The 26,071-nt window shown below is 60.2% G+C and carries 22 protein-coding genes, 2 tRNA genes and 2 pseudogenes; 7 read left to right on the top strand and 19 right to left on the bottom strand.

The window, feature by feature from the left end; translation table 11 throughout:
* Positions 1-551 precede the first annotated feature (551 nt).
* The 5 genes from WM94_RS05075 to WM94_RS05055 all read right to left on the bottom strand — a co-directional run bounded on the left by WM94_RS05075 (position 552) and on the right by WM94_RS05055 (position 5,648).
* Positions 552-1,268 (bottom strand): ABC transporter ATP-binding protein, encoded by a 717-nt coding sequence (locus WM94_RS05075; protein ID WP_015271986.1) that lies wholly within the window; start codon positions 1,266-1,268, stop codon positions 552-554.
* Positions 1,265-2,140, bottom strand: a complete 876-nt coding sequence (locus WM94_RS05070; protein ID WP_010955466.1) for an ATP-binding cassette domain-containing protein — start codon at positions 2,138-2,140, stop codon at positions 1,265-1,267. Before WM94_RS05070 ends, WM94_RS05075 begins: the two co-directional genes overlap by 4 nt.
* Positions 2,137-3,438, bottom strand: coding sequence for a high-affinity branched-chain amino acid ABC transporter permease LivM (gene livM / locus WM94_RS05065; RefSeq protein WP_061550613.1), 1,302 nt, complete (start codon positions 3,436-3,438; stop codon positions 2,137-2,139). The genes WM94_RS05070 and livM overlap by 4 nt, the downstream gene beginning before the upstream one ends.
* Positions 3,439-3,440: 2 nt before the next feature.
* A complete protein-coding gene (locus tag WM94_RS05060; RefSeq protein ID WP_013974411.1) occupies positions 3,441-4,355 on the bottom strand; it encodes a branched-chain amino acid ABC transporter permease in 915 nt (304 codons plus the stop codon).
* Positions 4,356-4,511: 156 nt separating this feature from the next.
* Positions 4,512-5,648 (bottom strand): branched-chain amino acid ABC transporter substrate-binding protein, encoded by a 1,137-nt coding sequence (locus WM94_RS05055; RefSeq protein WP_013974412.1) that lies wholly within the window; start codon positions 5,646-5,648, stop codon positions 4,512-4,514.
* A gap of 468 nt (positions 5,649-6,116) precedes the next feature.
* On the opposite strand from WM94_RS05055, the pseudogene pncB reads away from it, so the two are divergent.
* Positions 6,117-7,321 (top strand): annotated as a pseudogene (pncB, locus tag WM94_RS05050) (nicotinate phosphoribosyltransferase).
* 3 nt (positions 7,322-7,324) lie between these two features.
* Complete coding sequence (gene nadE, locus WM94_RS05045; protein ID WP_013974414.1) at positions 7,325-8,152, top strand: ammonia-dependent NAD(+) synthetase; 828 nt, start codon at positions 7,325-7,327, stop codon at positions 8,150-8,152.
* Positions 8,153-8,293: 141 nt separating this feature from the next.
* On the opposite strand, the gene azu is transcribed toward nadE, so the two are convergent.
* Positions 8,294-8,743 carry an azurin gene (azu, locus tag WM94_RS05040; RefSeq protein WP_015271990.1) on the bottom strand — a complete coding sequence of 150 codons (450 nt, stop codon included), beginning with the start codon at positions 8,741-8,743 and terminating at the stop codon, positions 8,294-8,296.
* Between the two features lie 349 nt (positions 8,744-9,092).
* Here azu and WM94_RS05035 point away from each other — a divergent pair, with 349 nt between their 5' ends.
* A complete protein-coding gene (locus WM94_RS05035) occupies positions 9,093-9,680 on the top strand; it encodes a TIGR00730 family Rossman fold protein (RefSeq protein ID WP_023660590.1) in 588 nt (195 codons plus the stop codon).
* 135 nt (positions 9,681-9,815) lie between these two features.
* Here the strand turns inward: WM94_RS05035 and WM94_RS05030 are convergent, their stop codons facing one another.
* The 8 genes from WM94_RS05030 to rnr all read right to left on the bottom strand — a co-directional run bounded on the left by WM94_RS05030 (position 9,816) and on the right by rnr (position 19,417).
* Complete coding sequence (locus tag WM94_RS05030) at positions 9,816-12,116, bottom strand: YgiQ family radical SAM protein (RefSeq protein ID WP_013974417.1); 2,301 nt, start codon at positions 12,114-12,116, stop codon at positions 9,816-9,818.
* A gap of 116 nt (positions 12,117-12,232) precedes the next feature.
* Positions 12,233-13,630, bottom strand: a complete 1,398-nt coding sequence (dnaB, locus tag WM94_RS05025) for a replicative DNA helicase (RefSeq protein WP_015271992.1) — start codon at positions 13,628-13,630, stop codon at positions 12,233-12,235.
* 113 nt (positions 13,631-13,743) lie between these two features.
* Positions 13,744-14,190 (bottom strand): 50S ribosomal protein L9, encoded by a 447-nt coding sequence (gene rplI, locus WM94_RS05020; protein WP_003249568.1) that lies wholly within the window; start codon positions 14,188-14,190, stop codon positions 13,744-13,746.
* A 20-nt stretch (positions 14,191-14,210) separates the two neighbouring features.
* Positions 14,211-15,074 (bottom strand): hypothetical protein, encoded by an 864-nt coding sequence (locus tag WM94_RS05015; RefSeq protein WP_061550612.1) that lies wholly within the window; start codon positions 15,072-15,074, stop codon positions 14,211-14,213.
* A 33-nt stretch (positions 15,075-15,107) separates the two neighbouring features.
* Positions 15,108-15,338 (bottom strand): 30S ribosomal protein S18, encoded by a 231-nt coding sequence (gene rpsR, locus WM94_RS05010; RefSeq protein WP_003249563.1) that lies wholly within the window; start codon positions 15,336-15,338, stop codon positions 15,108-15,110.
* 28 nt (positions 15,339-15,366) lie between these two features.
* The gene (rpsF, locus tag WM94_RS05005; RefSeq protein WP_013974420.1) at positions 15,367-15,792 is read right to left on the bottom strand and encodes a 30S ribosomal protein S6; all 426 of its coding nucleotides are present in this window, start codon (positions 15,790-15,792) and stop codon (positions 15,367-15,369) included.
* A gap of 305 nt (positions 15,793-16,097) precedes the next feature.
* Positions 16,098-16,844, bottom strand: a complete 747-nt coding sequence (rlmB, locus tag WM94_RS05000; protein WP_003259007.1) for a 23S rRNA (guanosine(2251)-2'-O)-methyltransferase RlmB — start codon at positions 16,842-16,844, stop codon at positions 16,098-16,100.
* Complete coding sequence (gene rnr, locus WM94_RS04995; protein WP_015271993.1) at positions 16,841-19,417, bottom strand: ribonuclease R; 2,577 nt, start codon at positions 19,415-19,417, stop codon at positions 16,841-16,843. Before rnr ends, rlmB begins: the two co-directional genes overlap by 4 nt.
* 271 nt (positions 19,418-19,688) lie before the next feature.
* Between rnr and WM94_RS04990 the strand changes: the two genes are divergently transcribed.
* The 4 genes from WM94_RS04990 (at position 19,689) to WM94_RS04975 (ending at position 22,844) form a co-directional block, all read left to right on the top strand.
* Positions 19,689-19,775, top strand: a tRNA-Leu gene (locus WM94_RS04990).
* An 88-nt stretch (positions 19,776-19,863) separates the two neighbouring features.
* A tRNA-Leu gene (locus WM94_RS04985) sits at positions 19,864-19,950 on the top strand.
* A gap of 315 nt (positions 19,951-20,265) precedes the next feature.
* A complete protein-coding gene (locus WM94_RS04980) occupies positions 20,266-21,279 on the top strand; it encodes an extracellular solute-binding protein (RefSeq protein ID WP_013974422.1) in 1,014 nt (337 codons plus the stop codon).
* The gene (locus tag WM94_RS04975) at positions 21,279-22,844 is read left to right on the top strand and encodes an iron ABC transporter permease (protein WP_061550611.1); all 1,566 of its coding nucleotides are present in this window, start codon (positions 21,279-21,281) and stop codon (positions 22,842-22,844) included. Before WM94_RS04980 ends, WM94_RS04975 begins: the two co-directional genes overlap by 1 nt.
* 50 nt (positions 22,845-22,894) lie before the next feature.
* Here the strand turns inward: WM94_RS04975 and WM94_RS04970 are convergent, their stop codons facing one another.
* From WM94_RS04970 to WM94_RS04950, 5 genes and pseudogenes are all read right to left on the bottom strand, one after another.
* The gene (locus tag WM94_RS04970) at positions 22,895-23,551 is read right to left on the bottom strand and encodes a Bax inhibitor-1 family protein (RefSeq protein WP_013974424.1); all 657 of its coding nucleotides are present in this window, start codon (positions 23,549-23,551) and stop codon (positions 22,895-22,897) included.
* 227 nt (positions 23,552-23,778) lie between these two features.
* Positions 23,779-24,153: a hypothetical protein gene (locus WM94_RS04965; RefSeq protein ID WP_013974425.1), complete on the bottom strand. Its 375-nt coding sequence runs from the start codon at positions 24,151-24,153 to the stop codon at positions 23,779-23,781.
* Positions 24,154-24,276: 123 nt separating this feature from the next.
* Positions 24,277-24,603 (bottom strand): annotated as a pseudogene (locus tag WM94_RS30685) (hypothetical protein); the annotation flags it as partial.
* A gap of 115 nt (positions 24,604-24,718) precedes the next feature.
* Positions 24,719-25,096 carry a hypothetical protein gene (locus WM94_RS04955; protein ID WP_061550609.1) on the bottom strand — a complete coding sequence of 126 codons (378 nt, stop codon included), beginning with the start codon at positions 25,094-25,096 and terminating at the stop codon, positions 24,719-24,721.
* On the bottom strand, positions 25,093-26,067 hold the full coding sequence (locus WM94_RS04950) for a hypothetical protein (RefSeq protein WP_061550608.1): 975 nt from the start codon (positions 26,065-26,067) through the stop codon (positions 25,093-25,095). The genes WM94_RS04955 and WM94_RS04950 overlap by 4 nt, the downstream gene beginning before the upstream one ends.
* Between the last annotated feature and the right edge of the window lie 4 nt (positions 26,068-26,071).

The following is a 26,071-nucleotide window of genomic DNA, read 5'->3' as shown; positions in this document are numbered from 1 at the left end:
GCCCGCGCCGCGTGCTTGCAGCAACCCGCCCGGGATACTGTTCATTTTTTGATCATATGTGGCAAACCCTTACAGTAGACGGCTCGGCACCAGCTATGCGCACGTTATCCACAAGGCTTTCCCCACGGATTGGGGGCAACTTGTCCACGGTACGGAACCCTTTCAGCGACTTATGGTCGGTGGATATCTTTTCGGTGATGGCGCAAGGCTTTCAAGCATGCCGTCTGCAGCGGTCTGTCCAAGGCTTTTTCACAGGGTTATCCACAGGCTTTTCGCAACGCCTGGAATGAATGCAGGGCTTTGAAAAACCTTGGAAAATAATCCACAAGGTGCAATTGATCAAAAAATGATCATTACTCTGCAGGGCTTGGTATCAAAGGGCTTGAGCGAGATGCCACCATGTTTTCCACAGGCAGCTCCACATTAACCGTGGAAAAAATGATCCTGTGGAAACAAGGGTTTGTGGTGGGGTTGTGGAGTAATTGGGGAGAGGTGTTCGAAAGGTTGTCCACATTGGCTTCGAGGGCCGCAAAGCGGCCCCCGAAAGCAACTCAATGCCCGCCGAGATAGGCGTTGCGCACTTCTTCGTTGACCAAAAGCTCCTGCCCCGTCCCGCTCATGCGAATCTGCCCGTTGACCATCACATAAGCCCGGTCCGACAGTTTCAGCGCATGGTTGGCGTTCTGCTCCACCAGGAAGATGGTCATCCCGGTCTTGGCCAGTTCACGCAAGGTCGAGAAGATCTGCTTGACCACGATCGGCGCCAGCCCCAGCGATGGCTCATCCAGCAGCAACAACTTTGGCCGGCTCATCAGCGCGCGAGCAATGGCCAGCATCTGCTGCTCGCCACCGGACATGGTCATGGCCCTCTGGTTACGCCGCTCTTTCAGGCGCGGGAACAGCTCGTACATGCGCTGCATGTCTTCGTCGGCATGCTTGTCGCCGATGGGGATGGTACCCATCATCAGGTTCTCCTCGACCGTCATGTCGGGGAACACCCGGCGCCCTTCCGGCGACTGGGCGATGCCGTTGGAGGCAATGTAATGCGATGACTTGCGAGTGATGTCGGTGCCGCGGTACACGATATGCCCCGACGCCGCCCGCGGCTGGCCGAAGATCGACATCAGCAGGGTCGACTTGCCAGCGCCGTTGGCGCCGATCAGGCTGACCGTCTCACCTTCATTGATGTGCATCGAGACTTTCTTCAGCGCCTGGATAGGGCCGTAGAACACGTCCAGGTCCTTCAATTCCAGAATGGGTGCACTCATACCAGTTCCTCTTCATCTGCACCCAGGTAGGCGGCGATCACCGTCGGGTTGTGGCGGATATCCTGCGGTGCGCCTTCGGCAATCACGTTGCCGTGGTCGAGCACCACGATATGATCGGAAATGCTCATGACCATGCCCATGTCGTGTTCGATCAGCACCACGGTAATGTCGTGCTCGTCGCGCAGCACGCGGATCATGCGGCTGAGGGCCTCGGTTTCCTGTGGGTTCAGGCCAGCCGCCGGTTCGTCCAGGCAGATGATCTTCGGCCGCGTGCACATGGCCCGGGCGATTTCCAGGCGGCGCTGCTGGCCGTACGACAACTCGCCAGCCAGGCGGTTGGCGCAATCGACCAGGTCGACCACTTCCAGCCAGTAGAACGCGTGGTCCAGCGCGTCGCTCTCGGCCTTGCGGTAGGCCTTGGTGTTGAGTACCCCGGCCAGCAGGTTGCGGTTGACCCACATGTGCTGCGCCACCAGCAGGTTCTCCACCACCGACATTTCCTTGAACAGGCGAATGTTCTGGAAGGTGCGTGCCAGGCCGGCGCGGTTGACCAGGTGGGTACCGCCGAACATCTTGTAGTACATGCGGTTGGCGAAGCGCGCCGGGGAGACGAAGTCTGCCGCCTGGAAGCGCTCGCCGAGCAGCTGGATGACATTGGTGTGGCTACCGCGCACGTTCAGTTCGATGCGCCCGCCACTGGCCTTGTAGAACCCGGTCAGGCAGTTGAACACGGTGGTCTTGCCCGCACCGTTGGGGCCGATCAGGGCGAAGATCTGGTTGCGCCGGACCTTCAGGCTGACATCGCTGAGCGCCTTGATGCCGCCAAACTGCATCATCAGGTTGTCGACCGAGAGAATGATATCGTCGCTCATGGCGCCACTCCTTTACGCGGGGTCACACCGGTACGGCTGATGCGGATCAGCCCACGCGGTCGCCAGATCATCATCAGCACCATCAACACACCGAACAGCAGCACGCGGTATTCGGAGAAGCTGCGCAGCAGCTCGGGTGCCACGGTCAGCACGAAGGCGGCGATCACCACGCCTACGGTCGAGCCCATACCACCGAGCACGACGATGGCGAGGATCAGCGCCGACTCGAAGAAGGTGAACGACGACGGGTTGACGAAGCCCTGATAGGTGGCAAAGAACACCCCGGCCAAGCCGGCGGTGGAGGCACCCAGGGTAAACGCCGAGAGCTTGACCAGTACGTGGTTCAGGCCCATCGAGCGGCAGGCGATCTCGTCTTCGCGTAGCGCTTCCCAGGCACGGCCAACCGGCATGCGGGTCAGGCGATGCTTGATGTAGAGCACTGCAAGCACGACGATGAACAGCACCGCGTAGATGAACACGAACTTGAGGTTGGCGTTGTAATCGAAGCCGAAGAACTCGTGGATCGGTACCCCACCGTCCTTGGCTCTACGGCCGAACTCCAGGCCGAAGAAGGTCGGCGCCGGTGCCGGCATACCGTTGGGGCCGCCGGTGAACGACAACCAGTTGTTCAGCACCAGGCGGATAATCTCGCCGAAGCCCAGGGTCACGATCGCCAGGTAGTCGCCGTGCATCCGCAACACCGGGAAACCGAGTATGCACCCCGCCAGCGCCGCAGCTATGGCCGCCAGTGGCAGCACGCTCCAGAAGCCCAGGCCAAGGTACTGATAACCCAGCGCCAGGCCGTACGCGCCGATGGCATAAAACGCCACGTAGCCCAGGTCGAGCAGGCCGGCCAGGCCGACCACGATGTTCAGCCCCAGGCCCAGCAGCACGTAGATCAGGCCGAGGATGACGACGGTCAGCAGGTACTTGTTGGCGAAGATCGGGAAGACGATGGCGATCACCACCAGCGCCGGGATGATATAGCGCAGCCGCGATACGTAGTTCGGCGCGCGCACATGCACGCCCGAGCCACCGCTTTCGAAGCCCTGGAGCATGCGCGTGCCGGCGGCCGTCTGCAGGTACAGGCTGAGCAGGAAGCGCCCCAGCATCACCCCGCCAACCAGCCAGGCCACACGCCGCGGCTCGGCGTTGAAGGTGTAGCCGTCGAGCACCACGCCAACGACAGGGCCGAACACGATGAGTGCCAGCAGGCCGGCGACGATGGTCTCCAGCAGGCTGCGTTTGATATCGAAACTTTTGGTTTCAGGAACAGAGGCAGTTTTGGCAATGGACATGTTCACACCTTAGCCACGAGCGGGCGACCCAGCAGGCCTTGTGGGCGGAAGATAAGGATCATCACCAGCAGCGAGAAGCTGAACACGTCCTTGTAGTCGGAGTTGATCAGGCCAGAGAACAGCGACTCGGAAATGCCCAGGATGATCCCGCCGAGCATGGCGCCTGGCAGCGACCCGATACCGCCGAGCACCGCGGCGGTAAACGCCTTGATACCGATGATGAAGCCGGCGTAGAAGTCGAAGGTGCCGTAGTTCATGGTGATCAGCACGCCGGCCAGGGCAGCCATAACCGCACCGATGACGAACACGTAGGAAATCACCCGGTCGGTGTTGATGCCCAGAATCGAGGCCATCTTGCGGTCTTGCTGGGTAGCACGGCACATGCGGCCGAGCTTGGTGTACTTGATCACATAGGTGAGCAGGCCCATGCCAACGAAGGCTGCCACCAGGATGAAGATCTTGGTGTAGGTAAGTTGCACGAAGCCGGTGCCCACTTCGACACGCCAGGCGCCTTCCAGCAGGGTTGGCACGCCTTGCTGGCGGGCGCCCTGGCTGATCTGCGCGTAGTTCTGCAGGATCAGCGAGATGCCGATGGCACTGATCAGTGGTGCCAGGCGGGTGGAGTTGCGCAGGGGTTTGTAGGCGATGCGTTCGATGGTGAAGCCGTACACGCCGGTGACGACGATGGTGAACAACAGGGTGCCCAGCATCAACAGGGGGAACGACTCGATACCGAAATAAGCCAGCAATGCCAGGCTGATCGCCGCGAGGTACGCGGAAATCATGTACACCTCGCCGTGCGCGAAGTTGATCATGCCGATGATGCCATAGACCATTGTGTAGCCGATGGCGATCAGGCCATAGACCGACCCGAGGGTCAGGCCGTTGACCAGTTGCTGCAGGAAAATACCATCCATAACGCAATCTCACCTGATTGAGATTGCACGAGCGCCGACCACGGCGGGCCTGGAACAGGCGGCCCTCGCAGCGCAGTACTGTGCAGATCTACGGATAAAGACAGGTACCGCGGGGCTTTGGCCCGGGGGCTGACGCGCCCGGGCCGTGGGCCGTTGTTATTTTTGTTTTTCCAGCTGGTGGTACTTGCCTTGGGCATCCCACTGGTAAACCACATAGTCGGAGACGGTCAGGTCACCCTTCGAGTCCCACTTTTTCTCGCCCATGACGGTCTTCACCGGGTTGGCCTTGAGCCACTTGGCAGCGTCTTCGCCCTTGTTCGACTTGGCGCCGTTGAACGCAGCAGCCAGGGCCTGCAGCGAGGCATAGGCGTACAGGGTGTAGCCTTCAGGTTCGGTACCGGCCTTGCGGAACTCCTCCACCACCGCCTTGCTGTCCGGCAGCAGGCGCGGGTCGGCGCCGAAGGTCATGTACACGCCATCGACGTATTGCGCGCCGCCAGCGGTGGACACCAGTTCGTCGGTGACGATGCCGTCATCGGACATGAACTTGACGTCCTTCAGGCCCTGCTCGCGCAGCTGGCGTACCAGCGGGCCGGCTTCCGGGTGCAGGCCGCCGAAGTAGACAACGTCGGCACCGGTGGAACGGATCTTGGTGACCACGGCACTGAAGTCCTTCTCGCCGCGGGTCAGGCCTTCGTACAGCACCGGCTTGACGCCGCGTTTTTCCAGCTGTGCCTTGGTCGCGTCGGCCAGGCCTTGGCCGTAGGTGTCCTTGTCGTGCAGCACCGCGACTTTCTTTCCCTTGAGCACGTCGACGATGTAATCGCCGGCGACGATGCCCTGCTGGTCGTCACGGCCGCACATGCGGAACATGGCGCCCAGACCGCGCTCGGTAACCTGTGGGTTGGTGGAGCCCGGGGTGATGGCGATGACGCCAGCCTCGTCATACACCTCGGAGGCCGGGATGGTGTTGGAAGAACAGAAGTGGCCTACCACGCCAATCACCTTGTCCTGGTCGACCAGGCGGTTGGCCACGGCCACGGCCTGTTTCGGCTCGCAGGCGTCATCGCCCTTGACCAGTACGATTTTCTCGCCATTCACGCCACCGGCGGCGTTGATCTTGTCGGCCGCTGCCTGCGCACCTTTCATGTACTGCTCGCCAAACGCTGCGTTAGCCCCGGTCATCGGGCCCGCTACACCGATCTTGACGTCGGCCTGAACATACGAAGAAACACCCAGTGCCGTAGCTACGGCCAGAGCCAGGAAACCTTTCTTGTAAAACGTCTGCGACATGAGGTGGTGCTCCTAGAGTTTTTTTGGTTGGCACTACAACTTCTCAGCCCTGTGCTCAGAGCAAGGGCCGTGCCATAGGTTTTGTCTTCCGGCAAAACACACTGCGGAGGTTGCCTGCAGGCGACCGACGGCCTTTTCTTTATTGAGCGTGCAACCGTCTGCCACGCGGCAGGCGCCACCAGACGTACAGACAAGGAGCAACCGTCGAGTGCCATCATTGCAACCCTGGCAAGTGTTTACGTGCAACCGCCCTGTAACAGCGGACGTCACCGAACTGCACACAGCTGGTGCGCGACTGCTACAGGCGGCACCGTTTCAAGGCTAGCTGGTGCACGAAAAAAACACGCGGTTTTGGCAGATACGCGGCCCTGTGGGAGCGGGTTCACCCGCGAAGAGGCCAGCCCAGACACAACAAGGCCAAAAAGGCTGGCACAATGTCCGCCATTCGCCGCTTCCGGAGCCCCACTGATGAGCGAGAGCGCATTCGCCGAGCGCATCGTGCACAACCTGCTCGACACCGATTTCTACAAACTCACCATGATGCAGGGCGTACTGCACAACTACCCGGATGCCGACGTTGAATGGGAATTCCGCTGTCGCAACGGCGAGGACCTGCGCCCATACCTCGGCGAGATCCGCAACCAGCTAGAACTGCTCAGCGACCTCACCCTGGATGACGGCCAGCTGGCCTTTCTCGAACGCATCAGCTTTCTCAAACCAGATTTCCTGCGCTTTCTGCGCCTGTTCCGCTTCAACCTGCGCTACGTACGCCTGGGGATAGAAAACGACCAGCTGTTCCTGCGCCTGAAAGGTCCGTGGCTGCATGTGATCCTGTTCGAAGTGCCGCTGCTGGCGATTATCAGCGAAGTGCGCAACCGCCATCTGCACCCGCGCATGCGCCTGGCCGAGGCCCGCGACCAGCTATACCGCAAGTTCGACTGGCTGCGCGCGCATGCCAACGAAGATGAACTGGCCGAACTGCAGGTGGCCGACTTCGGCACCCGCCGACGCTTTTCCAGCCGCGTGCAGGAAGAGGTGGTGCGCGTGCTGCGCGACGATTTCCCAGGCCGCTTCGTCGGTACCGCAACGTCGACCTGGCATGGAAACTGGATATCAAGCCGCTGGGTACCATGGCTCATGAATGGATCATGGCCCACCAGCAACTCGGCCCGCGACTGATCGACAGCCAGATCGCCGCGCTGGACTGCTGGGTGCGCGAGTACCGCGGCCTGCTCGGTATCGCCCTGACCGACTGCATCACCATGGATGCCTTCCTCGGCGATTTCGATCTGTACTTCGCCAAGCTGTTCGACGGCCTGCGCCACGACTCGGGCGAACCGGTGGCATGGGCGGAAAAAGCCATTGCCCATTACCAGAAACTGGGTATCGACCCGATGACCAAGACCCTGGTGTTTTCCGACGGTCTCAACCTGACCCGCTCGCTGGAAATCTTCCGAGCCCTGCGCGGTCGCATCAACGTCAGCTTTGGCATCGGCACCAACCTGACTTGCGACATCCCGGGTGTGGCCCCGATGAGCATCGTGCTTAAAATGACCGACTGCAACGGCGCGCCGGTAGCGAAGATCTCGGACGAAGCCGCCAAGACCCAATGCCGCGACGAGAACTTCGTCGCCTACATGCGCCATGTATTCAAAGTCCCCAGCAAGGAGTAACCCATGCAAGCGGTTCAGCAAGAGATTGCCCAGGCGCTGAAGGTACAGCCGCCGTTCGCCGACGCCGCCGCGCTCGAGGCCGAAGTCGCCCGGCGCGTGGCGTTCATCAAGGATTGCCTGGCCAACGCCCGGCTCAAGACCCTGGTGCTGGGCATCAGCGGCGGCGTCGACTCACTGACCGCCGCCCTGCTCGCTCAGCGCGCCATCAACGAGCTGCGCGCCGAAACCGGTGACAAGGCCTACACCTTCATCGCCGTACGCCTGCCTTACCAGGTCCAGCATGACGAGCATGACGCCCAGGCGTGCCTGGAAGTGATCAAGGCCGACGAAGTGCACACCGTGGATATCGCCCCGGCAGTACGGGCGCTGGCGGCTGAAGTGGTGGAGTTGAAGAACGGCTCGCCGACGCTGGTGGACTTCGTGGTCGGCAACGTCAAGGCACGCACCCGCATGGTCGCCCAGTACACCATCGCCGGTGCCCGCGCAGGCCTGGTGATCGGCACCGACCACGCCGCCGAGGCAGTGATGGGCTTCTTTACCAAGTTCGGTGATGGTGCCTGCGACCTGGCGCCGCTGAGCGGGCTGGTGAAGAACCAGGTGCGGGCGATTGCGCGCAGCTTCGGTGCGCCGGAGTCACTGGTGGAGAAGGTGCCGACTGCGGACCTGGAAGACCTGGCACCGGGCAAGCCGGACGAAGCCTCCCATGGCGTGACTTACCAGCAGATCGATGCCTTCCTGCATGGGCAGCCGGTTGACCAGGAAGCGTTCGATATCATCGTCGCTACCTACCGCAAGACCCAGCACAAGCGCGAACTGCCGTTCGCCCCTTGATCAGGCTGTAGAAAGACCTGTGGGAGCGGGTTCATCGGGGCGCCGAACCGCCGCGAATACGTCGGTGGGCTCACCATTGCATTCGCGGCGGTTCGGCGTCCCGATGAACCCGCTCCCACAGGGTTCACCGTCAGTCTTTGATTACTTGACGACGACCTTGCCCTTCATCATCGAGATGTGGCCCGGGAAGGTGCAGAAGAAGCTGTAGTCGCCACCGGCTTCCAGCTTGGTAGCATCGAACTTCACCTCGGTCTCCTTCTCAGGAGCACCAATCATCTTGGTGTGGGCGATGATCGCGGCGTTGTCAGCCTTGATGTAGTCCTTTTCCAGACCCTGGCTCATGCCTTCGGTGGCAATGCCCTGCATGTCGGCAGTCTTGCTGATCACCAGATTGTGGCCCATGACGTTCTTCGGCAGGTTGCCGGAGTGGGTCAGTTTGACGGTGAATTCCTTGCAGCTCTTGTCGACGGTGATTTCCTTGGTGTTGTAGGACATCTGGTCGGTGGAGTCGACAGTCACCGAGCACTCGGCTGCGAAGACAGAAGCGCTGGCGAGGGTCAGCAGGGATACCGCTACAGCTTTCGCAAACATCATGAATCTCCTTGGCAGGGTTTTATCAATTGCGAGACTGCCTGAAACCGTTCAGCCCCTTGCTGATATGGGTCAAGGGGCTGTCAAGAGGCCAGCCAGTAGAATTGTTCAATGGATTGTATACAACCAATTCAAGGGCACATCATGCCCTTTTATTGGACGATGGGACAACCTCTCATTTAGGAGCAATACGAAATGACCCTTGGTAGCCTGATGAACAGCCTGCTGGCGGCCTACGCCCATGGAGCGACCGGCGCCATCTGCGAATTCTCCCGACCGGAGTGAAACCAGCCTTGGAACTGTAGGACATGGGCCTTACCCTGTCAGCCTGAGTGACTGGAGATGAGCAATGCCCGTACGTTCCGTTTGTGTATTCTGCGGCGCCAGCATTGGTGCCAACCCCGCTTACCGTGAAGCAGCCATCGCGCTGGGCCAGGCGATAGCCCGTCGCGGCCTGACCCTGGTCTATGGCGGCGGCGCAGTTGGCCTGATGGGCACCGTCGCTGACGCGGCCATGGCGGCCGGTGGCGAAGTGATCGGAATCATCCCCGAGAGCCTGATGAATGCCGAAATCGGCCACAAGGGCCTCAGCCGCCTGGAAGTGGTCGACGGCATGCACGCGCGCAAGGCACGCATGGCCGAACTGAGCGACGCCTTTATCGCCCTGCCCGGTGGGCTGGGTACGCTGGAGGAGTTGTTCGAGGTATGGACCTGGGGGCAATTGGGCTATCACGCCAAGCCGCTGGGGCTGCTGGATGTGAACGGTTTCTACGAGAAGCTGGGCGGGTTCCTCGACCATATCGTCGAAGAAGGCTTCGTGCGGCCGCAGCATCGGGCGATGTTGCTGCTGGGACAGCAGCCCGATGAACTGCTGGACGGGATGGACAGCTTTGTTGCGCCGGTGGCGCCGAAGTGGGTCGACAAGAAGCCCGACTAAACCTGTAACAGGGGCTGCTTTGCAGCCCGATCGCCGGCAAGCCGGCTCCCACAAGTACAGTGCAACCCTTGGGCTTTGTGCAAATCCTGTGGGAGCTGGCTTGCCGGCGATTGGGCCGCAAAGCGGCCCCCGAAATCAGCGCGGGATCACTGGCTGACGCGGCTTCTTGTTGCCTTTGCCACCCTTGGCCGCTTCCTTGCGCTCCTTGGCCGCCTGCTGGTTACGTGCAAACGCTTCGGCCTTGGCTTTTTCACGCTTGTCCCACGGTTTGCTGCCATCACTGCCACGCGGGGGCAGGCCGGTGTGCTGGGTAAGGACCTTTTGCTCCTTGCCCACCTTGTGGCTACCCGCCGGGGTCGAGTTCTTGCGGCGAGCACTCTGGTAGGTATCGGTCTGCGGCTGGTGCAGCGGGATCAGCTGGTGCTTGCCCGGCCCGATCAGGTCGGCACGGCCCATGCGCTGCAGCGCCTCACGCAGCATCGGCCAGCCCTTCGGATCGTGGTAACGCAAGAACGCCTTGTGCAGACGACGCTGCTCCTCGCTCTTGACGATCTCCACACCCTCGCTCTTGTAGGTCACCTTGCGCAGCGGGTTCTTGCCCGAGTGGTACATGGCCGTGGCCGAAGCCATCGGCGACGGGTAAAACGCCTGCACCTGGTCGGCACGGAAGCCGTTGCCCTTCAGCCACAGGGCCAGGTTCATCATGTCTTCGTCGGTGGTGCCTGGGTGGGCGGCGATGAAGTACGGGATCAGATACTGCTCCTTGCCCGCCTCTTTCGAGAACTTCTCGAACATGCGCTTGAAGCGGTCATAGGTGCCAATACCCGGCTTCATCATCTTGTCCAGCGGGCCACGCTCGGTGTGCTCAGGGGCAATCTTCAGGTAACCACCGACATGGTGGGTGACCAGCTCCTTGACGTACTCCGGCGACTCCACCGCCAGGTCATAACGCAGGCCAGAGGCAATCAGGATCTTCTTCACACCCGGCAGGGCACGAGCCTTGCGGTACAGCTCGATCAGCGAGCTGTGGTCGGTGTTGAGGTTTTCGCAGATGCCCGGGAATACGCACGACGGCTTGCGGCAGTGCTTCTCGATGTCATGGCTCTTGCAGGCGATGCGGTACATGTTGGCAGTCGGGCCGCCAAGGTCGGAGACCACGCCGGTGAAGCCCGGCACCTTGTCACGCATCTCTTCGATTTCGTGCAGGATCGACTCGTGCGAGCGGTTCTGGATGATGCGGCCTTCGTGCTCGGTGATCGAGCAGAAGGTGCAGCCACCGAAGCAGCCACGCATGATGTTCACCGAGAAGCGGATCATCTCGTAGGCCGGGATGCGCTCCTTGCCGTAGGCCGGGTGCGGCACACGGGCATAGGGCATGCCGAACACGTAGTCCATTTCCTCGGTGCTCATGGGGATGGGTGGCGGGTTGAACCACACATCCACTTCGCCATGCTTCTGCACCAGGGCACGGGCGTTGCCCGGGTTGGTCTCCAGGTGCAGCACCCGGTTGGCATGGGCATAGAGTACCGGGTCGTTACGCACCTTTTCGAACGACGGCAGGCGGATCACCGACTTTTCCCGGGTCATGCTCGGGCTGTCGAGAATCTGCACGACCTTGGCTTCGTTCGGGTCCTCCTGGTCGCCCTTGGCCTGCTCGATGGCACAGGCCTGGGTGTCCTGGGTATTCACGTACGGGTTGATGATCTTGTCGACGCGACCCGGGCGGTCGATGCGGGTCGAATCGATCTCGTACCAGCCCTGAGGCGTGTCACGACGCACGAAAGCAGTGCCGCGCACATCGGTGATGGTCTCGATCTTCTCGCCGTTGGACAGGCGCTGGGCCACCTCGACCACCGCACGCTCGGCGTTGCCGAACAGCAGGATGTCGGCGCTGGCGTCGATCAGGATCGAGTGGCGGACCTTGTCCTGCCAGTAGTCGTAGTGGGCGATGCGGCGCAGCGAAGCCTCGATGCCGCCCAGTACGATCGGCACGTGCTTGTAGGCTTCCTTGCAACGCTGGCTGTACACCAGGCTGGCACGGTCCGGACGCTTGCCGGCCAGGCCACCAGGGGTGTAGGCGTCGTCAGAACGGATCTTCTTGTCCGCGGTGTAGCGGTTGATCATCGAGTCCATGTTGCCCGCGGCCACACCGAAGAACAGGTTCGGTTCGCCGAGCTTCATGAAGTCGTCCTTCGACTGCCAGTTCGGCTGGGCGATGATGCCCACGCGGAAGCCCTGGGCCTCCAGCAGGCGGCCGATGATGGCCATGCCGAACGACGGGTGGTCGACGTAAGCATCACCGGTCACGATGATGATGTCGCAGGAATCCCAGCCGAGCAGATCCATCTCCTCCCTGCTCATCGGCAGGAAAGGTGCTGGCCCGAAACATTCGGCCCAGTACTTGGGATAGTCGTAGAGTGGTTTGGCTGCTTGCATGTCAGTGACCGGTTCTGGTGTGCAGGGAAATCGCGGGCGCGGAATATAGCACAAATTTTGACCAAATCCGACGATGGTTGTCGGATTCATGGCTTGCCGGCGATGAGGCCGGTGGCTTATTCGTCGTCGTCGAAGTTGTACATGCCCGGCGCAAGGTTCTCGAAGCGGGTGTACTTGCCGATGAACGCCAGGCGCACGAAGCCGATGGGGCCGTTACGCTGTTTACCGATGATGATTTCCGCCACGCCCTTGTGCTCGGTCTCGGGGTGGTACACCTCGTCGCGGTACACGAACATGATCACGTCGGCGTCCTGCTCGATCGCACCGGATTCACGCAAGTCGGAGTTCACCGGGCGTTTGTTCGGGCGTTGTTCCAGGGAGCGGTTCAGCTGCGACAGGGCGATGACCGGGCAGTTGAATTCCTTGGCAAGGGCCTTGAGCGAGCGGGAGATCTCGGAAATTTCGTTGGTCCGGTTGTCGCCGGCCGAACCCGGGATCTGCATCAGCTGCAGGTAGTCGACCATGATCATGGCGATTTCGCCATGCTCGCGGGCCAGGCGGCGGGTACGGGCGCGCATTTCCGAGGGGCTGATGCCGGCGGTATCGTCGATGAACAGCTTGCGGTCGTTGAGCAGGTTCACAGCCGAGGTCAGGCGCGGCCAGTCATCGTCGTCCAACTGGCCGGAACGCACTTTGGTCTGGTCGATACGGCCAAGGGACGAGAGCATACGCATGATCAGCGATTCACCTGGCATCTCGAGGGAGAACACCAGTACCGCCTTGTCGGTACGCAGTACGGCGTTTTCCACCAGGTTCATGGCGAAAGTGGTCTTACCCATCGACGGTCGGCCGGCGACGATGATCAGGTCGGCTGGCTGCAGGCCGCTGGTCTTCTCGTCGAGGTCGGTGAAGCCGGTGGATACGCCGGTGATGTCACTGTCGGAGTTGAACAGCGTGTCGATGCGGTCGATGGCCATGGTCAACAGTTCGTTGACCCCAACCGGGCCGCCGGTTTTCGGGCGAGCCTCGGCGATCTGGAAGATCTGCCGCTCGGCGTCGTCGAGAATTTCTTCGGCGTTGCGCCCTTGCGGGTTGAACGCATTGTCGGCGATATCGGTACTGATGCTGATCAGCTGGCGCAGGGTGGCACGCTCGCGAATGATCGCGGCATAGGCCTTGATGTTGGCTACCGACGGGGTGTTCTTGGCCAGCTCGGCCAGGTAAGCCAACCCACCGACTTGCGAAGAAAGGCCTTCCTTGTCCAACTGCTCGTGCAGGGTCACCACGTCGAATGGCTGGTTGGCGTCGGCCAACTTGTGCACGGCACGGAAGATCAGGCGGTGGTCATGCCGGTAGAAGTCGCCATCCGATACCTGGTCCAGCACCCGCTCCCAGGCGTTGTTGTCCAGCATCAGGCCACCGAGCACGGCCTGTTCGGCCTCGATGGAATGCGGCGGCACCTTCAGGGCTGCGGTTTGCAGGTCAAGCTGTTCGGAAGTGGTGATCTCGTTCATGGCCACGAAAGAATTCTGGAGGATGAAAAAGACAAAGGGCACGGCCTGTCGAAAACAGGACCGTGCCCGATGTTAACCGCCTGCCCCACAAGGAGCCAGACAGTCAGCGCAGCTTAGGCAGCTACGACGACCACGCGTACGGTGGCTTCAACGTCGCTGTGCAGGTGCACGGCTACGTCGTATTCGCCAACCTGACGGATGGTGCCGTTCGGCAGACGAACTTCAGCCTTGGCCACTTCAACGCCAGAGGCGGTCAGGGCGTCAGCGATGTCGTGGGTGCCGATCGAACCGAACAGCTTGCCTTCATCGCCAGCGGTGGCAGTGATGGTCACTTCCAGCTCGGCCAGTTGGGCAGCGCGGCTTTCAGCCGAAGCTTTCTTGTCAGCAGCTGCTTTTTCCAGCTCGGCGCGACGCTCTTCGAACGCAGCCAGGTTGGCGGCGTTGGCAACGGTGGCCTTGCCGAATGGCAGCAGGAAGTTACGGCCGTAACCAGCCTTAACTTTTACTTTGTCGCCCAGGTTGCCCAGGTTAGCGACTTTTTCCAGCAGGATCAGTTCCATTTGGTAAAACCTCTTAACTTTTAACCTTCACCGTTCGCGGAGTCATTCCCCTTGGGGGACTTGCGACCGCGAAAATCAATCAGGCTGTCGACAATGGCCAGAACCACCAGCAACGGATAAATCAGCTGCATGATCAGCGGCAGCGTCACGTACATGCCCACCAGCCAGAACCCGGCCAGTCGACCCTGTGCCACCAGCCCATGCATCAAGGCGATGCCGGCCAGTACCAGTACCAGGCTCGAGGCCGATGCCAGGACGATGAACTGCGGCCCGATGAACGGGGCCACCAGCATCACTGCCACCAAGACCGCCATGGTCTGTTTCGGCAACTTCAGGGCGCGAAACTCGCGACCGAAGCCTCCAGGGTTGTACAACGCCGCCTGCCAGTAGCGCGCCAGCACCAAGGCCAGCACACTGAACAATTGCACCGTCACTGCTGTGGAAGCGACCAGCACAGGGCGGATCAGCTCACCGGAGAGCACCGGCTGCCCCTCGATTTTCGGCATGGCTTCGGCAAAGGCCTTGGCCAGTACATCGAAGGTTTGCGCCAGCGCCAGATCGAGCACGAGGCTGAAAGCCACGGCGAACACGGCACTGACCAGCAACACCCGGCTCCAGGGATGCTCGGCGCGCAATAGCGCAGCCAAGCCCAGGGCACCCGCGATCACCAGAAAGGTGATGGGATCGCCCATGACCCACACGGCCAGCCCGGCCAGCAGGCCGCCGGCGATGACCGTTGTAGCATCCTTGAACCCACGCCGCAGCAGCACAAGGCTGCCGGCAGCGGCACTCAACCAGAACAGCAGCGGCAGTACCGCGCTGATGACCACCACCAGGGTGGCCTGCACACGACCGCGCATGATGAAACTTGCTAACGCTCGCATGCTAATCCCTTACTGCTTGTCGACGACCCGGTCTCAGCGGCCGTGGCTGTCGGTGTAGGGCAGCAGGGCCAGGAAGCGGGCGCGCTTGATAGCGGTAGCCAGCTGACGCTGATAACGAGCTTTGGTACCGGTGATACGGCTTGGAACGATCTTGCCGGTTTCGGATACGTAAGCTTTCAGGGTGTTGAGATCTTTGAAGTCGATCTCTTTCACGTCTTCAGCAGTGAAGCGGCAGAATTTACGACGACGGAAGAAACGTGCCATTTAATAGGCTCCTCTAAAGGTCCGTGGATTACTCGTCAGCGTTATCGCTGGAGTCGCTGTCATTGCTGTCGTCGCCGTCGGCGGATTCAGCATGCTCAGGACGCTCACGACGCTCACGGCGCTCGCTGCGGTTTTCTTCAGCCTTCAGCATCTCGGACTGACCGGTAACGGCTTCGTCACGACGGATGACCAGGTTACGGATAACGGCATCGTTGTAGCGGAAGTTGTCTTCCAGCTCGGCCAGGGCCTTGCCGGTGCACTCAACGTTCAGCATCACGTAGTGAGCCTTGTGAACATTGTTGATTGCGTAGGCCAGTTGACGACGGCCCCAGTCTTCCAGGCGGTGGATCTTGCCACCATCTTCTTCGATCAGCTTGGTGTAACGCTCAACCATGCCGCCGACTTGCTCGCTCTGGTCCGGGTGAACCAGGAAGATGATTTCGTAATGACGCATGAATGCTCCTTACGGGTTAGTAGTCTGCCAGCGAATCTGGTCAGACAAGGAGTGAATGACACTGTATGTCTTGCACGGAGGGGAGGCACATGCGCGCCTGCCAGCTCGGCAAGGGGCGCAATTGTAGAGAAGGCGAGGCGTACAAGCAAGGTGATTGGTGAATATTTGAACAGCCTGAAACACATTACAGACTGCCGGCCCTTTCGCGGGTAAACCCGCTCCCACAGATACCCCACATGGCTTAGGCCTTGTGCGATCCCTGTGGGAGCGGGTTTACCCGCGAAGAGGCCGGTACAGGCCGAAGATCAGCGCTTGGCCTGACGCTGACGCACAGCCTCGAACAGGCACACGCCAGTCGCCACCGACACGTTCAGGCTGCTGACACTACCGCCCATCGGCAACTTAACCAGGAAATCGCAATGCTCGCGGGTCAACCGGCGCATGCCCTTGCCTTCCGCGCCCATGATCATCACCAGCGGCCCGGTCAGGTCCTGCTGGTAGATCTCCTGCTCGGCCTCGCCGGCGGTACCTACCACCCACAGGCCACGCTGCTGCAGTTTTTCCAGGGTACGCGCCAGGTTGGTCACCGCCACCAGCGGGATCACCTCCGCCGCGCCGCAGGCCACCTTGCGCACGACCGGCGTCAGGGTTGCGGACTTGTCCTTGGGCACCACCACTGCCGTGGCACCGGCGGCATCGGCGGTACGCAGGCAGGCGCCAAGGTTGTGCGGGTCGGTCACGCCATCCAGCACCAGGATCAGCGGGGGTGTTTCGGTGCGTTCGAGCAACTCCTCGAGCATCAACTCGCCCCAGACCTGGCTCGGGCTCACCTCGGCGACCACACCCTGGTGCACGCCTTCTACCCAGGCATCCATCTCACGACGCTCGGCCTGGCCGACCGCCACGCGATTTTCCGCAGCCAGCGCCAGCAACGCCTGCAGGCGAGGCTCGCTGCGCCCTTCCGACAGCCAGATCTGCTTGACCCGCTTCGGATGGTGCTGCAGCAATGCCTGCACGGCGTGCACGCCGTAGATCTTTTCCAGCTGACTCATGACTTGCTCTTGCTCTTGCGTGGCGCGCCGGACTTCGACGGGCCTTTACGGTGCTTGGTCGGCTTGCCGGAGGCCTTGCCGCCCTTGTCCGACTTGCTGCTGGCATGGCCGCCACTGCGCGCCTCGCTCATCAGCGCCTTCTTCATTTCGCGGCTCTTGCGCACTTCGGCGTTACGCTGCACAGCGTCTTTCGGGAAGTACGCCTCGGCGGTCTCGCTCTTGCGGCTGCGCGGCTTCGGCGTGGCCTTGGCCTCGACCGGGGCCTGCTCGGCCTGGCCGGCAGCCGGTGCGGCACCACGCTGCTTGCGGCCGATCGGGGCGGCGAGGGTCTTTTCCGACACTTCGAAGTCGATCTTGCGTTCGTCCAGGTCGACGCGCATGACCTTGACCTCGATCGTGTCGCCCAGGCGGAAGCTGCGACCGGTACGCTCGCCAGACAGGCGGTGGTGCACCGGGTCGAAGTGGTAGTAGTCACCCGGCAGCGCACTGACGTGCACCAGGCCTTCCACATAGATATCGGTCAGCTCGACGAACAGGCCGAAACCGGTTACCGCAGTGATCACACCCGGGAAGGTTTCGCCGACGCGGTCCTTCATGAACTCACACTTGAGCCAGTTGACCACGTCACGGGTGGCTTCATCGGCCCGGCGCTCGGTCATCGAGCACTGCTCGCCGAGCTGCTCGAGGGTGTTCTCGTCGTACGGGTAGATACGCGCCTTGGGAATGCTCATGGCGCCAGCACGCTTGACGTGCGGGGTGTCGACCCTGGAACGGATGATGCTGCGGATGGCGCGGTGCACCAGCAGGTCCGGGTAGCGACGGATCGGCGAGGTGAAGTGGGTGTACGCCTCGTAGTTCAGGCCGAAGTGGCCGTTGTTGTCGGTGCTGTACACCGCCTGGCTCAGCGAACGCAGCATCACGGTCTGGATCAGGTGGAAGTCCGGGCGCCCGGCGATGCTCGCCAGCAGTGCCTGGTAATCCTTCGGCGACGGGTCCTTGCCCTTGTGCAGGGTCAGGCCCAGTTCGCCCAGGAAGGCGCGCAGCTTTTCCAGACGCTCCGGCGGCGGGCCGTCGTGCACGCGGTACAGGGCCGGCACCCCATGCTTCTGCAGGAATTCGGCGGTGGCCACGTTGGCCGCCAGCATGCATTCTTCGATCAGCTTGTGGGCGTCGTTGCGCACGGTCGGGCGGATTTCCGCGATCTTGCGCTCGTCACCGAAGATGATGCGGGTTTCCTGGGTCTCGAAGTCGATCGCGCCACGGGTGTGACGGGCCTCCACCAGCACCTTGTACAGGTTGTACAGGTTCTTCAGGTCCGGGACGACTGCCTTGTACTCCTCGCGCAGCGCCTTGCCCTCACGGGTGCGGGAGTGCTCGAGCATGCTGCTGACCTTGTTGTAGGTCAGGCGGGCGTGGGAGTGGATGACGCCTTCGTAGAACTGGTAGTCGACCATCTGGCCGGCTTTGTTCATGGTCATTTCGCAGACCATGGCCAGGCGATCGACATGCGGGTTCAGCGAGCACAGGCCGTTGGACAGCTCTTCGGGGAGCATCGGTACCACGCGCTCGGGGAAGTACACCGAGTTGCCGCGCTGCTGGGCCTCGACGTCCAGGGCCGAACCCAGGCGCACATAGCTGGACACGTCGGCAATGGCCACATACAGGCGCCAGCCACCGGAGAACAGGCGCAGCTTGCCCAGCGGCTCGCAATAGACGGCATCGTCGAAGTCGCGGGCGTCCTCGCCGTCGATGGTGACGAACGGCAGGTGGCGCAGGTCGACGCGCTTCTCCTTGTCCTTCTCTTCGACTTCGGAGCGGAACTTGCGCGCTTCCTTGATCACCTCTTTGGGCCAGACGTGCGGGATATCGTAGCTGCGCAGGGCAACGTCGATTTCCATGCCCGGCGCCATGTAGTTGCCGATGACCTCGACCACATCGCCTTGCGGCTGGAAGCGCGGGGTCGGCCAGTGGGTGATCTTGATCTCGACGAACTGGCCGATCTTGGCACCGCCGTTGCGCCCGGCAGTGACCAGCACTTCCTGCTGGATCTTCGGGTTGTCCGGGGTCACGTAGCCGATACCGCCTTCTTCGAAGTAACGGCCGACCACGCTTTCGTGGGCGCGGGAGATGATTTCGACCAGCACGCCTTCACGGCGGCCACGGCGGTCGACGCCAGAGACGCGGGCCAGGCCGCGGTCACCGTCGAACACCAGGCGCATTTGCGACGGGCTGAGGAACAGGTCTTCGCTGCCGTCGTCCGGAATAAGGAAGCCGAAGCCGTCGCGGTGACCGGAGACGCGGCCGCAGATCAGGTCCAGCTTGTCTACCGGGGCATAAGTGCCGCGCCGGGTATAGATAAGCTGGCCATCGCGCTCCATTGCACGCAGGCGGCGGCGCAGGGCTTCGATCTGGTCTTCGTCGTAAAGACCGAACTCGGCCGCCAGCTCCTCGCGTGCGGCCGGTTCGCCACGGTCGGCGAGGCGCTGCAGGATCAGCTCACGGCTGGGAATGGGGTTGTCGTATTTTTCCGCTTCGCGAGCGGCCTCGGGATCGAGGGATTGCCAATCGGCCATCAGAAGGGGTTCACCTTGGGGTATATAGATAGGAATTCTGGCATAGGCGTATTGAAACCGGAAATGTCAGCCTTGGACAGCCCCACCGGCGTGTCTGGCGAGGACGAATAGGCCTGCGGAATCAACAAGTTGAATTTTTTGAAATTTTTTTTGCTTGGGGGGTTTACAGCCCCCCGGACCGTCCGTATAGTGCGCACCACAACGACGGACAACCCCGAAGTTGTAGTAGAGATGAGCGGCGCTGTAAAGCATCAAGTAATCTCGAATGTGTGCCCAGGTGGCGGAATTGGTAGACGCGCTGGTTTCAGGTATCAGTGGCTTAACGGCCGTGGAAGTTCGAGTCTTCTCCTGGGCACCAAATATTTTCAAGTAACAGATGACCAAGGATCTGTTACTACTGTGTGAAAGCGAACGATAGTCGCCTTCTCCAGATGATGTAAAGCTTTGCCCAGGTGGCGGAATTGGTAGACGCGCTGGTTTCAGGTATCAGTGACTTAACGGTCGTGGAAGTTCGAGTCTTCTCCTGGGCACCATACAAAAACCCACTAGCTTGCTAGTGGGTTTTTTCTTGCCTGCGATTTTTGTATCCCTCCTCTTTTCGGTCATAGGTGCAAACCTGTGCTGGCCTCTTCGCGGCTAAAGCCGCTCCCACAGGTATTTCACTCCCCTCAAGACCTGTGATGCACCTGTGGGAGCGGGTTTACCCGCGAAGAGGCCAGCACAGCCAACACACCTTCAGACTCTTGCACCATGGTCTGACCATGAATTTCTCGTCACCCAGCCACTTGAGAAACGATTTCGTTTACCATTGTTTCCAAATATGTAGCCGTAAGCGAGGAAGTACCCGCATGACGATCCGCCCGCAACCGCTGATGCGTACCTTGGCCGCCGCCGTGCTGAGCCTGGCCATCGGCGCTCCGGCCGCCATGGCAGACGCACCGGTCACCCTGACCATGTACAACGGTCAGCACAAGGAAATCGGCGAGGCCATCGCCAAGGCCTACGAGGCCAAGACCGGCATCCACATCGATATCCGCAAGGGCAGCAGCAACCAGCTGGCCAGCCAGATCATCGAGGAAGGCGAACGCTCGCCGGCCGACATCATCTATACCGAAGAGTCCCCTCCCCTGAACAACCTGGGCGAACTGGGCCTGCTGGCGAAGATCGACGACGCCACCGCGAACATGATGCCCAAGGAGTACGTTGGCGCCAACGGCACCTGGATGGGCATTACCGCCCGTACGCGCATCGTCGTGTTCAACCCGAAGAAGGTCGACGAGAAAGACCTGCCGACCACAGTGATGGACTTTGCCAACCCCGAGTGGGAAGGCCGTGTCGGCTATGTACCCACCAGCGGCGCCTTCCAGGAACAGGCCGTGGCTATCCTGAAGATGCACGGGCGAGAAGCCACCGAAGAATGGCTAACCGGCCTGAAGGCATTCGGCAAGACCTACACCAACAACATGGTCGCCCTCAAAGCCGTGGAAAAAGGCGAAGTGGCTGCGGTACTGGTGAACAACTACTACTGGTATGCGCTTGAGCGCGAGCGCGGCAAGCTGGACACCAAGCTCTACTACCTGGCCGATGGCGACGCCGGCAACCTGGTCACCATTTCCGGCGCAGCCGTGGTCAAGGCCAGCAAGCACCCGAAAGAAGCCCAGGCCCTGCTCAACTGGATGGCCAGCGAAGAAGGCCAGCGCGTGATCACCCAGACCACTGCCGAGTACCCGCTGCACAAAGGCATGGTCTCCGACCGTGGCCTGAAGCCGTTCGAAGACCTGCGCCCACCGAAGATCTCACCAGCCGACCTGGGCAATGCCGAGGAAGCGATCGAGCTTGAGCGCGAGGTCGGCCTGCTCTGATGACTGCCGCCCTGTCCGAGCCGGTGCCGGTACGCTTCGTACCGCGCCGCAAGCGCCCCTCTGTCTGGGTGGTGCTGCCTGTGCTGTTCCTGGTAGCGATGAGCTTGCTGCCTTTGCTGTACGTTGCCATGAAAGCCTGGGAGGCCGGCTGGCGCGAAGCCCTGCACCTGCTGTGGCGGCCGTTTGTCTGGGGCCTCATGCGCAACACCCTGATGCTGATGGTCGGGGTGACGCTGACCTGCATGGTAGTCGGCCTGGCCCTGGCCTGGCTGCTTGAGCGCAGCAACCTGGCCGGCCGTCGGCTGTGGGGCGTGGTGCTGTGCCTGCCGTTCGCCGTGCCGTCGTTCGTCAGCAGCTTCACCTGGGTGTCGCTGAGTTCGGACTTCGAAGGGCTGGGCGGGGCGATCATGGTCATGGCCCTGTCCAAGTACCCACTGGTGTTCCTGCCGGTGGCCGCGACCCTGCGCAACCTCGATACCTCGCTGGAGGAATCGGCACGTACGCTGGGTTGCAGCCGCTGGGGTGGATTCATCAAGGTCACCCTGCCGCTGCTATGGCCATCGATGCTGGGCGGCGCGCTGCTGATCGCCCTGCACATGCTGGTGGAGTTCGGCGCCTTGTCGATCCTCGGCTTGCAAACCTTCACCACGGCGATTTACCAGCAGTTCGAACTGGAGTTCAGCAATGCCAACGCAGCCATGCTGTCCGCCGTACTGTTGGCGATGTGCCTGGTGATGCTGTGGCTTGAACTGCGGGTACGCGGCAAAGCCCGTCATGTGCGCATCGGCCAAGGTGTGGCGCGGCGAGCCCATCCGGTGCGGCTGCGTGGCTGGGCAGTGCTGGCGCAACTGTTCTGCGTGGGCCTGGCGGTGTTGGGCAGCGGTATTCCGCTGGCCATGCTCGGCTACTGGTTGAGCGTGGGTTCATCGGCGGCATTCCCTGTGGCAGCCATTTCCAAGGCGCTGTTCACCTCGTTATCGGTGTCGCTGGGGGGGGCCGGTTTCTGCGTGTTGCTAGCCCTGCCAATCAGCTTCCTGGTGGTGCGCTACAAGGGCCGCCTGGCAATCTGGGCCGAGCGCCTGCCATACCTGTTGCACGCCCTGCCCGGCCTGGTGATTGCCCTGACCCTGGTGTTCTTCGCCCTGCATTACGTGCCGGCGCTGTACCAGACCACGGCACTGTTGCTGCTGGCCTATGCGCTACTGTTCCTGCCGCTGGCGCAGTCGCCGGTGCGCACCGCACTGAACAAGGCTTCACCTACCCTGGAGGAAGCGGCACGAACCTTGGGCGCGAGCAGCTTTGCCGCGTTCTGCCGGGTGACCCTGCCGATCATCTTCCCGGCCATGGCGGCAGCCTTTGCCCTGGTGTTCCTGGATGCCATGAAGGAACTGACAGCTACCTTGCTGCTCAGCCCGACCGGCATGACCACCCTGGCCACCGAGGTGTGGGCGCACACGGCCAACGTCGAGTTCGCGGCGGCAGCGCCTTATGCGGCGTTGCTGATCGTAGTGTCGGGGTTGCCGGTTTATCTGCTGACTACGCGGATGTATTTGAACAAGGCTTGAAAGCTTGCCCAGGCCGCCATGCGGCCTGGGCATTAAGCCAGCTGGGCAACTCACTTCTTGGACATGATCCGCAAGACCCGCAGAAACAGATTGATAATGTCTAGATACAGCGATGCAGCGCTGTCTATTGCATTATCCACGGTACGCTCAATCTGGTTCGCACGCCCCCAATCAACCCCGATATAGCCACAGAAGATCAGTGCAGTGATCCAATCCATTACCCCGAGATGGATACCGAATAACCAAACCTGCGCCAATTCAACGAAGATCACAGCTATCAAAGCTATGCATAATGACGCCTTGATGCGCTTGAAGAAGCGGGGGAATACAGACCCCAGCAACATCATGGTAACGGTTAGCAAGACGGTCGCCTGCAAGGCATTCACGATGTTTTCATGTGAGTACTTTGGGAGGACGATGACAAGCAGCAACCCGACCGGAATCACGATTAGGTTGTAGCCGAGGAAACTGTACAACGGCTTTTCAGATTTGAAGATGATCGCGACACCCGCTAGCGCGGTGATCAAGTAGCCAACCAGGAACAGCATCATGGGGATGGACCGAACAATATCGGGCGGCACCGTGATTACCAGATACCAGTTGACGAAGAAGCCCCACAGCAGTACTGCGCCGAGGATCAGATTGTAGATGCACGCCGATATTTTATGATTGGTTCCGAGTCGATTGAAGGTTTCGTTCTCCAGCATGTCTGTTACGCCCCCTGGCGTCTATGCTTGTAAATACTGCCCGCGATAACGTGCGCTCAACGCCACCCCGCTAAGCAACTGCTGTTTCGCGGCGGCGGAGCCTTATGCGGCGTTGTTGATCGTGGCATCGGGTTACCGGTGTATTTGCTGACTATACGGATGTATTTGAATAAGGCGGAGAACGGGTCCAGACTGGTGACCAACCCGATTTCATTAATATACACCCGTCATCTCAGAAACCTTATCCAAACACAGAACATAGCCAGCAAGACAAAAAGCAGCACGTGAGCATGCCATAACCAAACCAGTAGTTTTTTAAGGCTTTGAGGGGCATTGCGGACATCTTCACTGTCCAACATACCTTTGCGAATGCAAAAACCCTTCATTGATAGCATCGCGGAAACTGACCCCAAACGCATAATCTGCCCAAGCATACCAGCACGGGCATACATTGCTTTGTTTCCCACAACCATGGGACTATTTGAGAAGCTTGCCTCGACCTTATCAAGGAAGCGGTATGCAATTACAATCCACGTTCCAAACATTAAAAATGGTGATGCAAACAAACACACTCCGAGCACCGCGACCTGCACATTGGTCATTACAGCACCTCATATAAAACTTCTCCAAGAAACTCGCCACCCATTTCTTCTAACGCCCCACCTACACTACCTCCAGCCACCCCGCCGAGCACCACGCAAGCGACAGCCCCTGCACCTGCTGTGATGCAGTTGATCAATCTCCTCTAGCGTTTTCTTGATAGCTTCAAGATGCTTGTTCCAGGCATCACTGGCTGGACCTGCACCTATAGACGCACGGGTCAACAAGCTCTGCAACAGGTCATAGTTCTCTAGGAAGAATCCATCGATTCCCCCTCCGTTCAACTCGATATCAAGGTGTATCCCAGCCGCCTTACCCATGAGAAAAGCTTCATGACTAGTGCAGGAGGGGGTGCTTGGATCACCCACGATCACGAGTTCGCCAGGGAAAACGACGCTATTGGCAATATGCGCATTCAACACATCAAACTTGACCCGCTGATTGGCCGACATCGGCGTGCCGGCCTTCAGCGACTCATACGATTGCGCCTGGAGATTGCACTTGCTCCACCGCCGCCGGCACCGTGCTGCCCGCGATCGGCGCAAACTCGCCTACCCACACACCAAATTAATAGCCTTCCAATTTCAACCAACTCCAAAGACCTATGAGCGACAAAAAAATAGCGACATGAACAAACCACAAGCCCACAAGCATACGGCGCAAACCACCAGGAAATTTCTTTACATCCTGAAGATCCAAAAGGCCTTTACGAATGCAAATCGCCCTCATCGACAACATTACGGATGCGGAGCCGGTACGCATCACTTTACCCACCAAACCCGCCTGACCAAAAATCTTTTTATTACCCGAAACCATTGAACTATTAGAAAGCAACGACTCTATGTAACTCACATAGCGAACTGAAATATAAACCCATATAAATATGACCATGAACATAGCCATCATTAAAGGAAGACCTAACCACCTGGCGTCGAAGCCAATCATTGCGTCACCTCATATAACAACTCACCAAACATCTCACCGATATCACCTACGACCGAACCGCCTGCAGCACCACCCACGGCGCCTCCAATGACAGTACACGCGAGGGCCCCCGGACCGCCTGTCGTCACTCCGAGTAAAAGTACGCATCCAGTTCCCCCTAGAAATCCACCAATCGACCCGCCCGCGATCGAGCCCCCCGTACTGCCGACCAGAGAGACTCCTTCCACATACTTGGCCTTTCTGCAATCTTCAGAGCGTCCAAAGGTACATGCATGATGGATACTTAACCCTGTTGAAGCCACGTCGAGCCCCAAGCCGATATAAGTGCCCTTCTTAATCAGACTTGCCGCTTTCGAGACGCCAGCAATCTTTTCGGCATATCCAGCAATCTCACCTGTATGTAGGTAGCTCTTGGTAGATATCTCGAGCGCTCTTTTCACCGATCCCTTATTTTTCAGGCCCGAACCATACGCAGCCATGTTGTTCAACTGCCCTTCCAACTTCATAAACAATGCCATTCTCTTGGCATAAAATTCGTCACGCGCTTTTAGCGTGCCGTTTTTCAAATACTCCCGATGTAATATCTCGATTTCTTCCAACGTCCTCTTGATCGCATCGAGGTATCTGCTCCAACCATCGCTCACAACGCCTGCCCCCATGGAGGTATGAGAGAGCAAGCCTTTCAACATCTCATAGTTATCCAGAAAGAAGTCATCCACCCCAGCGCCATTGATCTCAAGCTGATGGTGTATCCCCGCCGCCTCTGCCATCAAATATGCTTCATGGCTCGTACACGATGGGGTACTGGGATCTCCAACAATCACCAGCTCCCCTCCGACAACCACGCTATTGACGATATGCGCATTCAACACATCAAACTTGGCCCGCTGATTGGCCGACATCGGCGTGCCGGCCTTCAACGACTCATAGGATTGTGCCTGGGGATTGATGAAGCTACGTGCCTCGGACATGGTC

The sequence above is a fragment of the Pseudomonas sp. ABFPK genome (assembly GCF_001586765.1).
Lineage (GTDB): Bacteria > Pseudomonadota > Gammaproteobacteria > Pseudomonadales > Pseudomonadaceae > Aquipseudomonas > Aquipseudomonas asiatica.
This window is presented reverse-complemented; position numbering and strand designations above follow the sequence as displayed.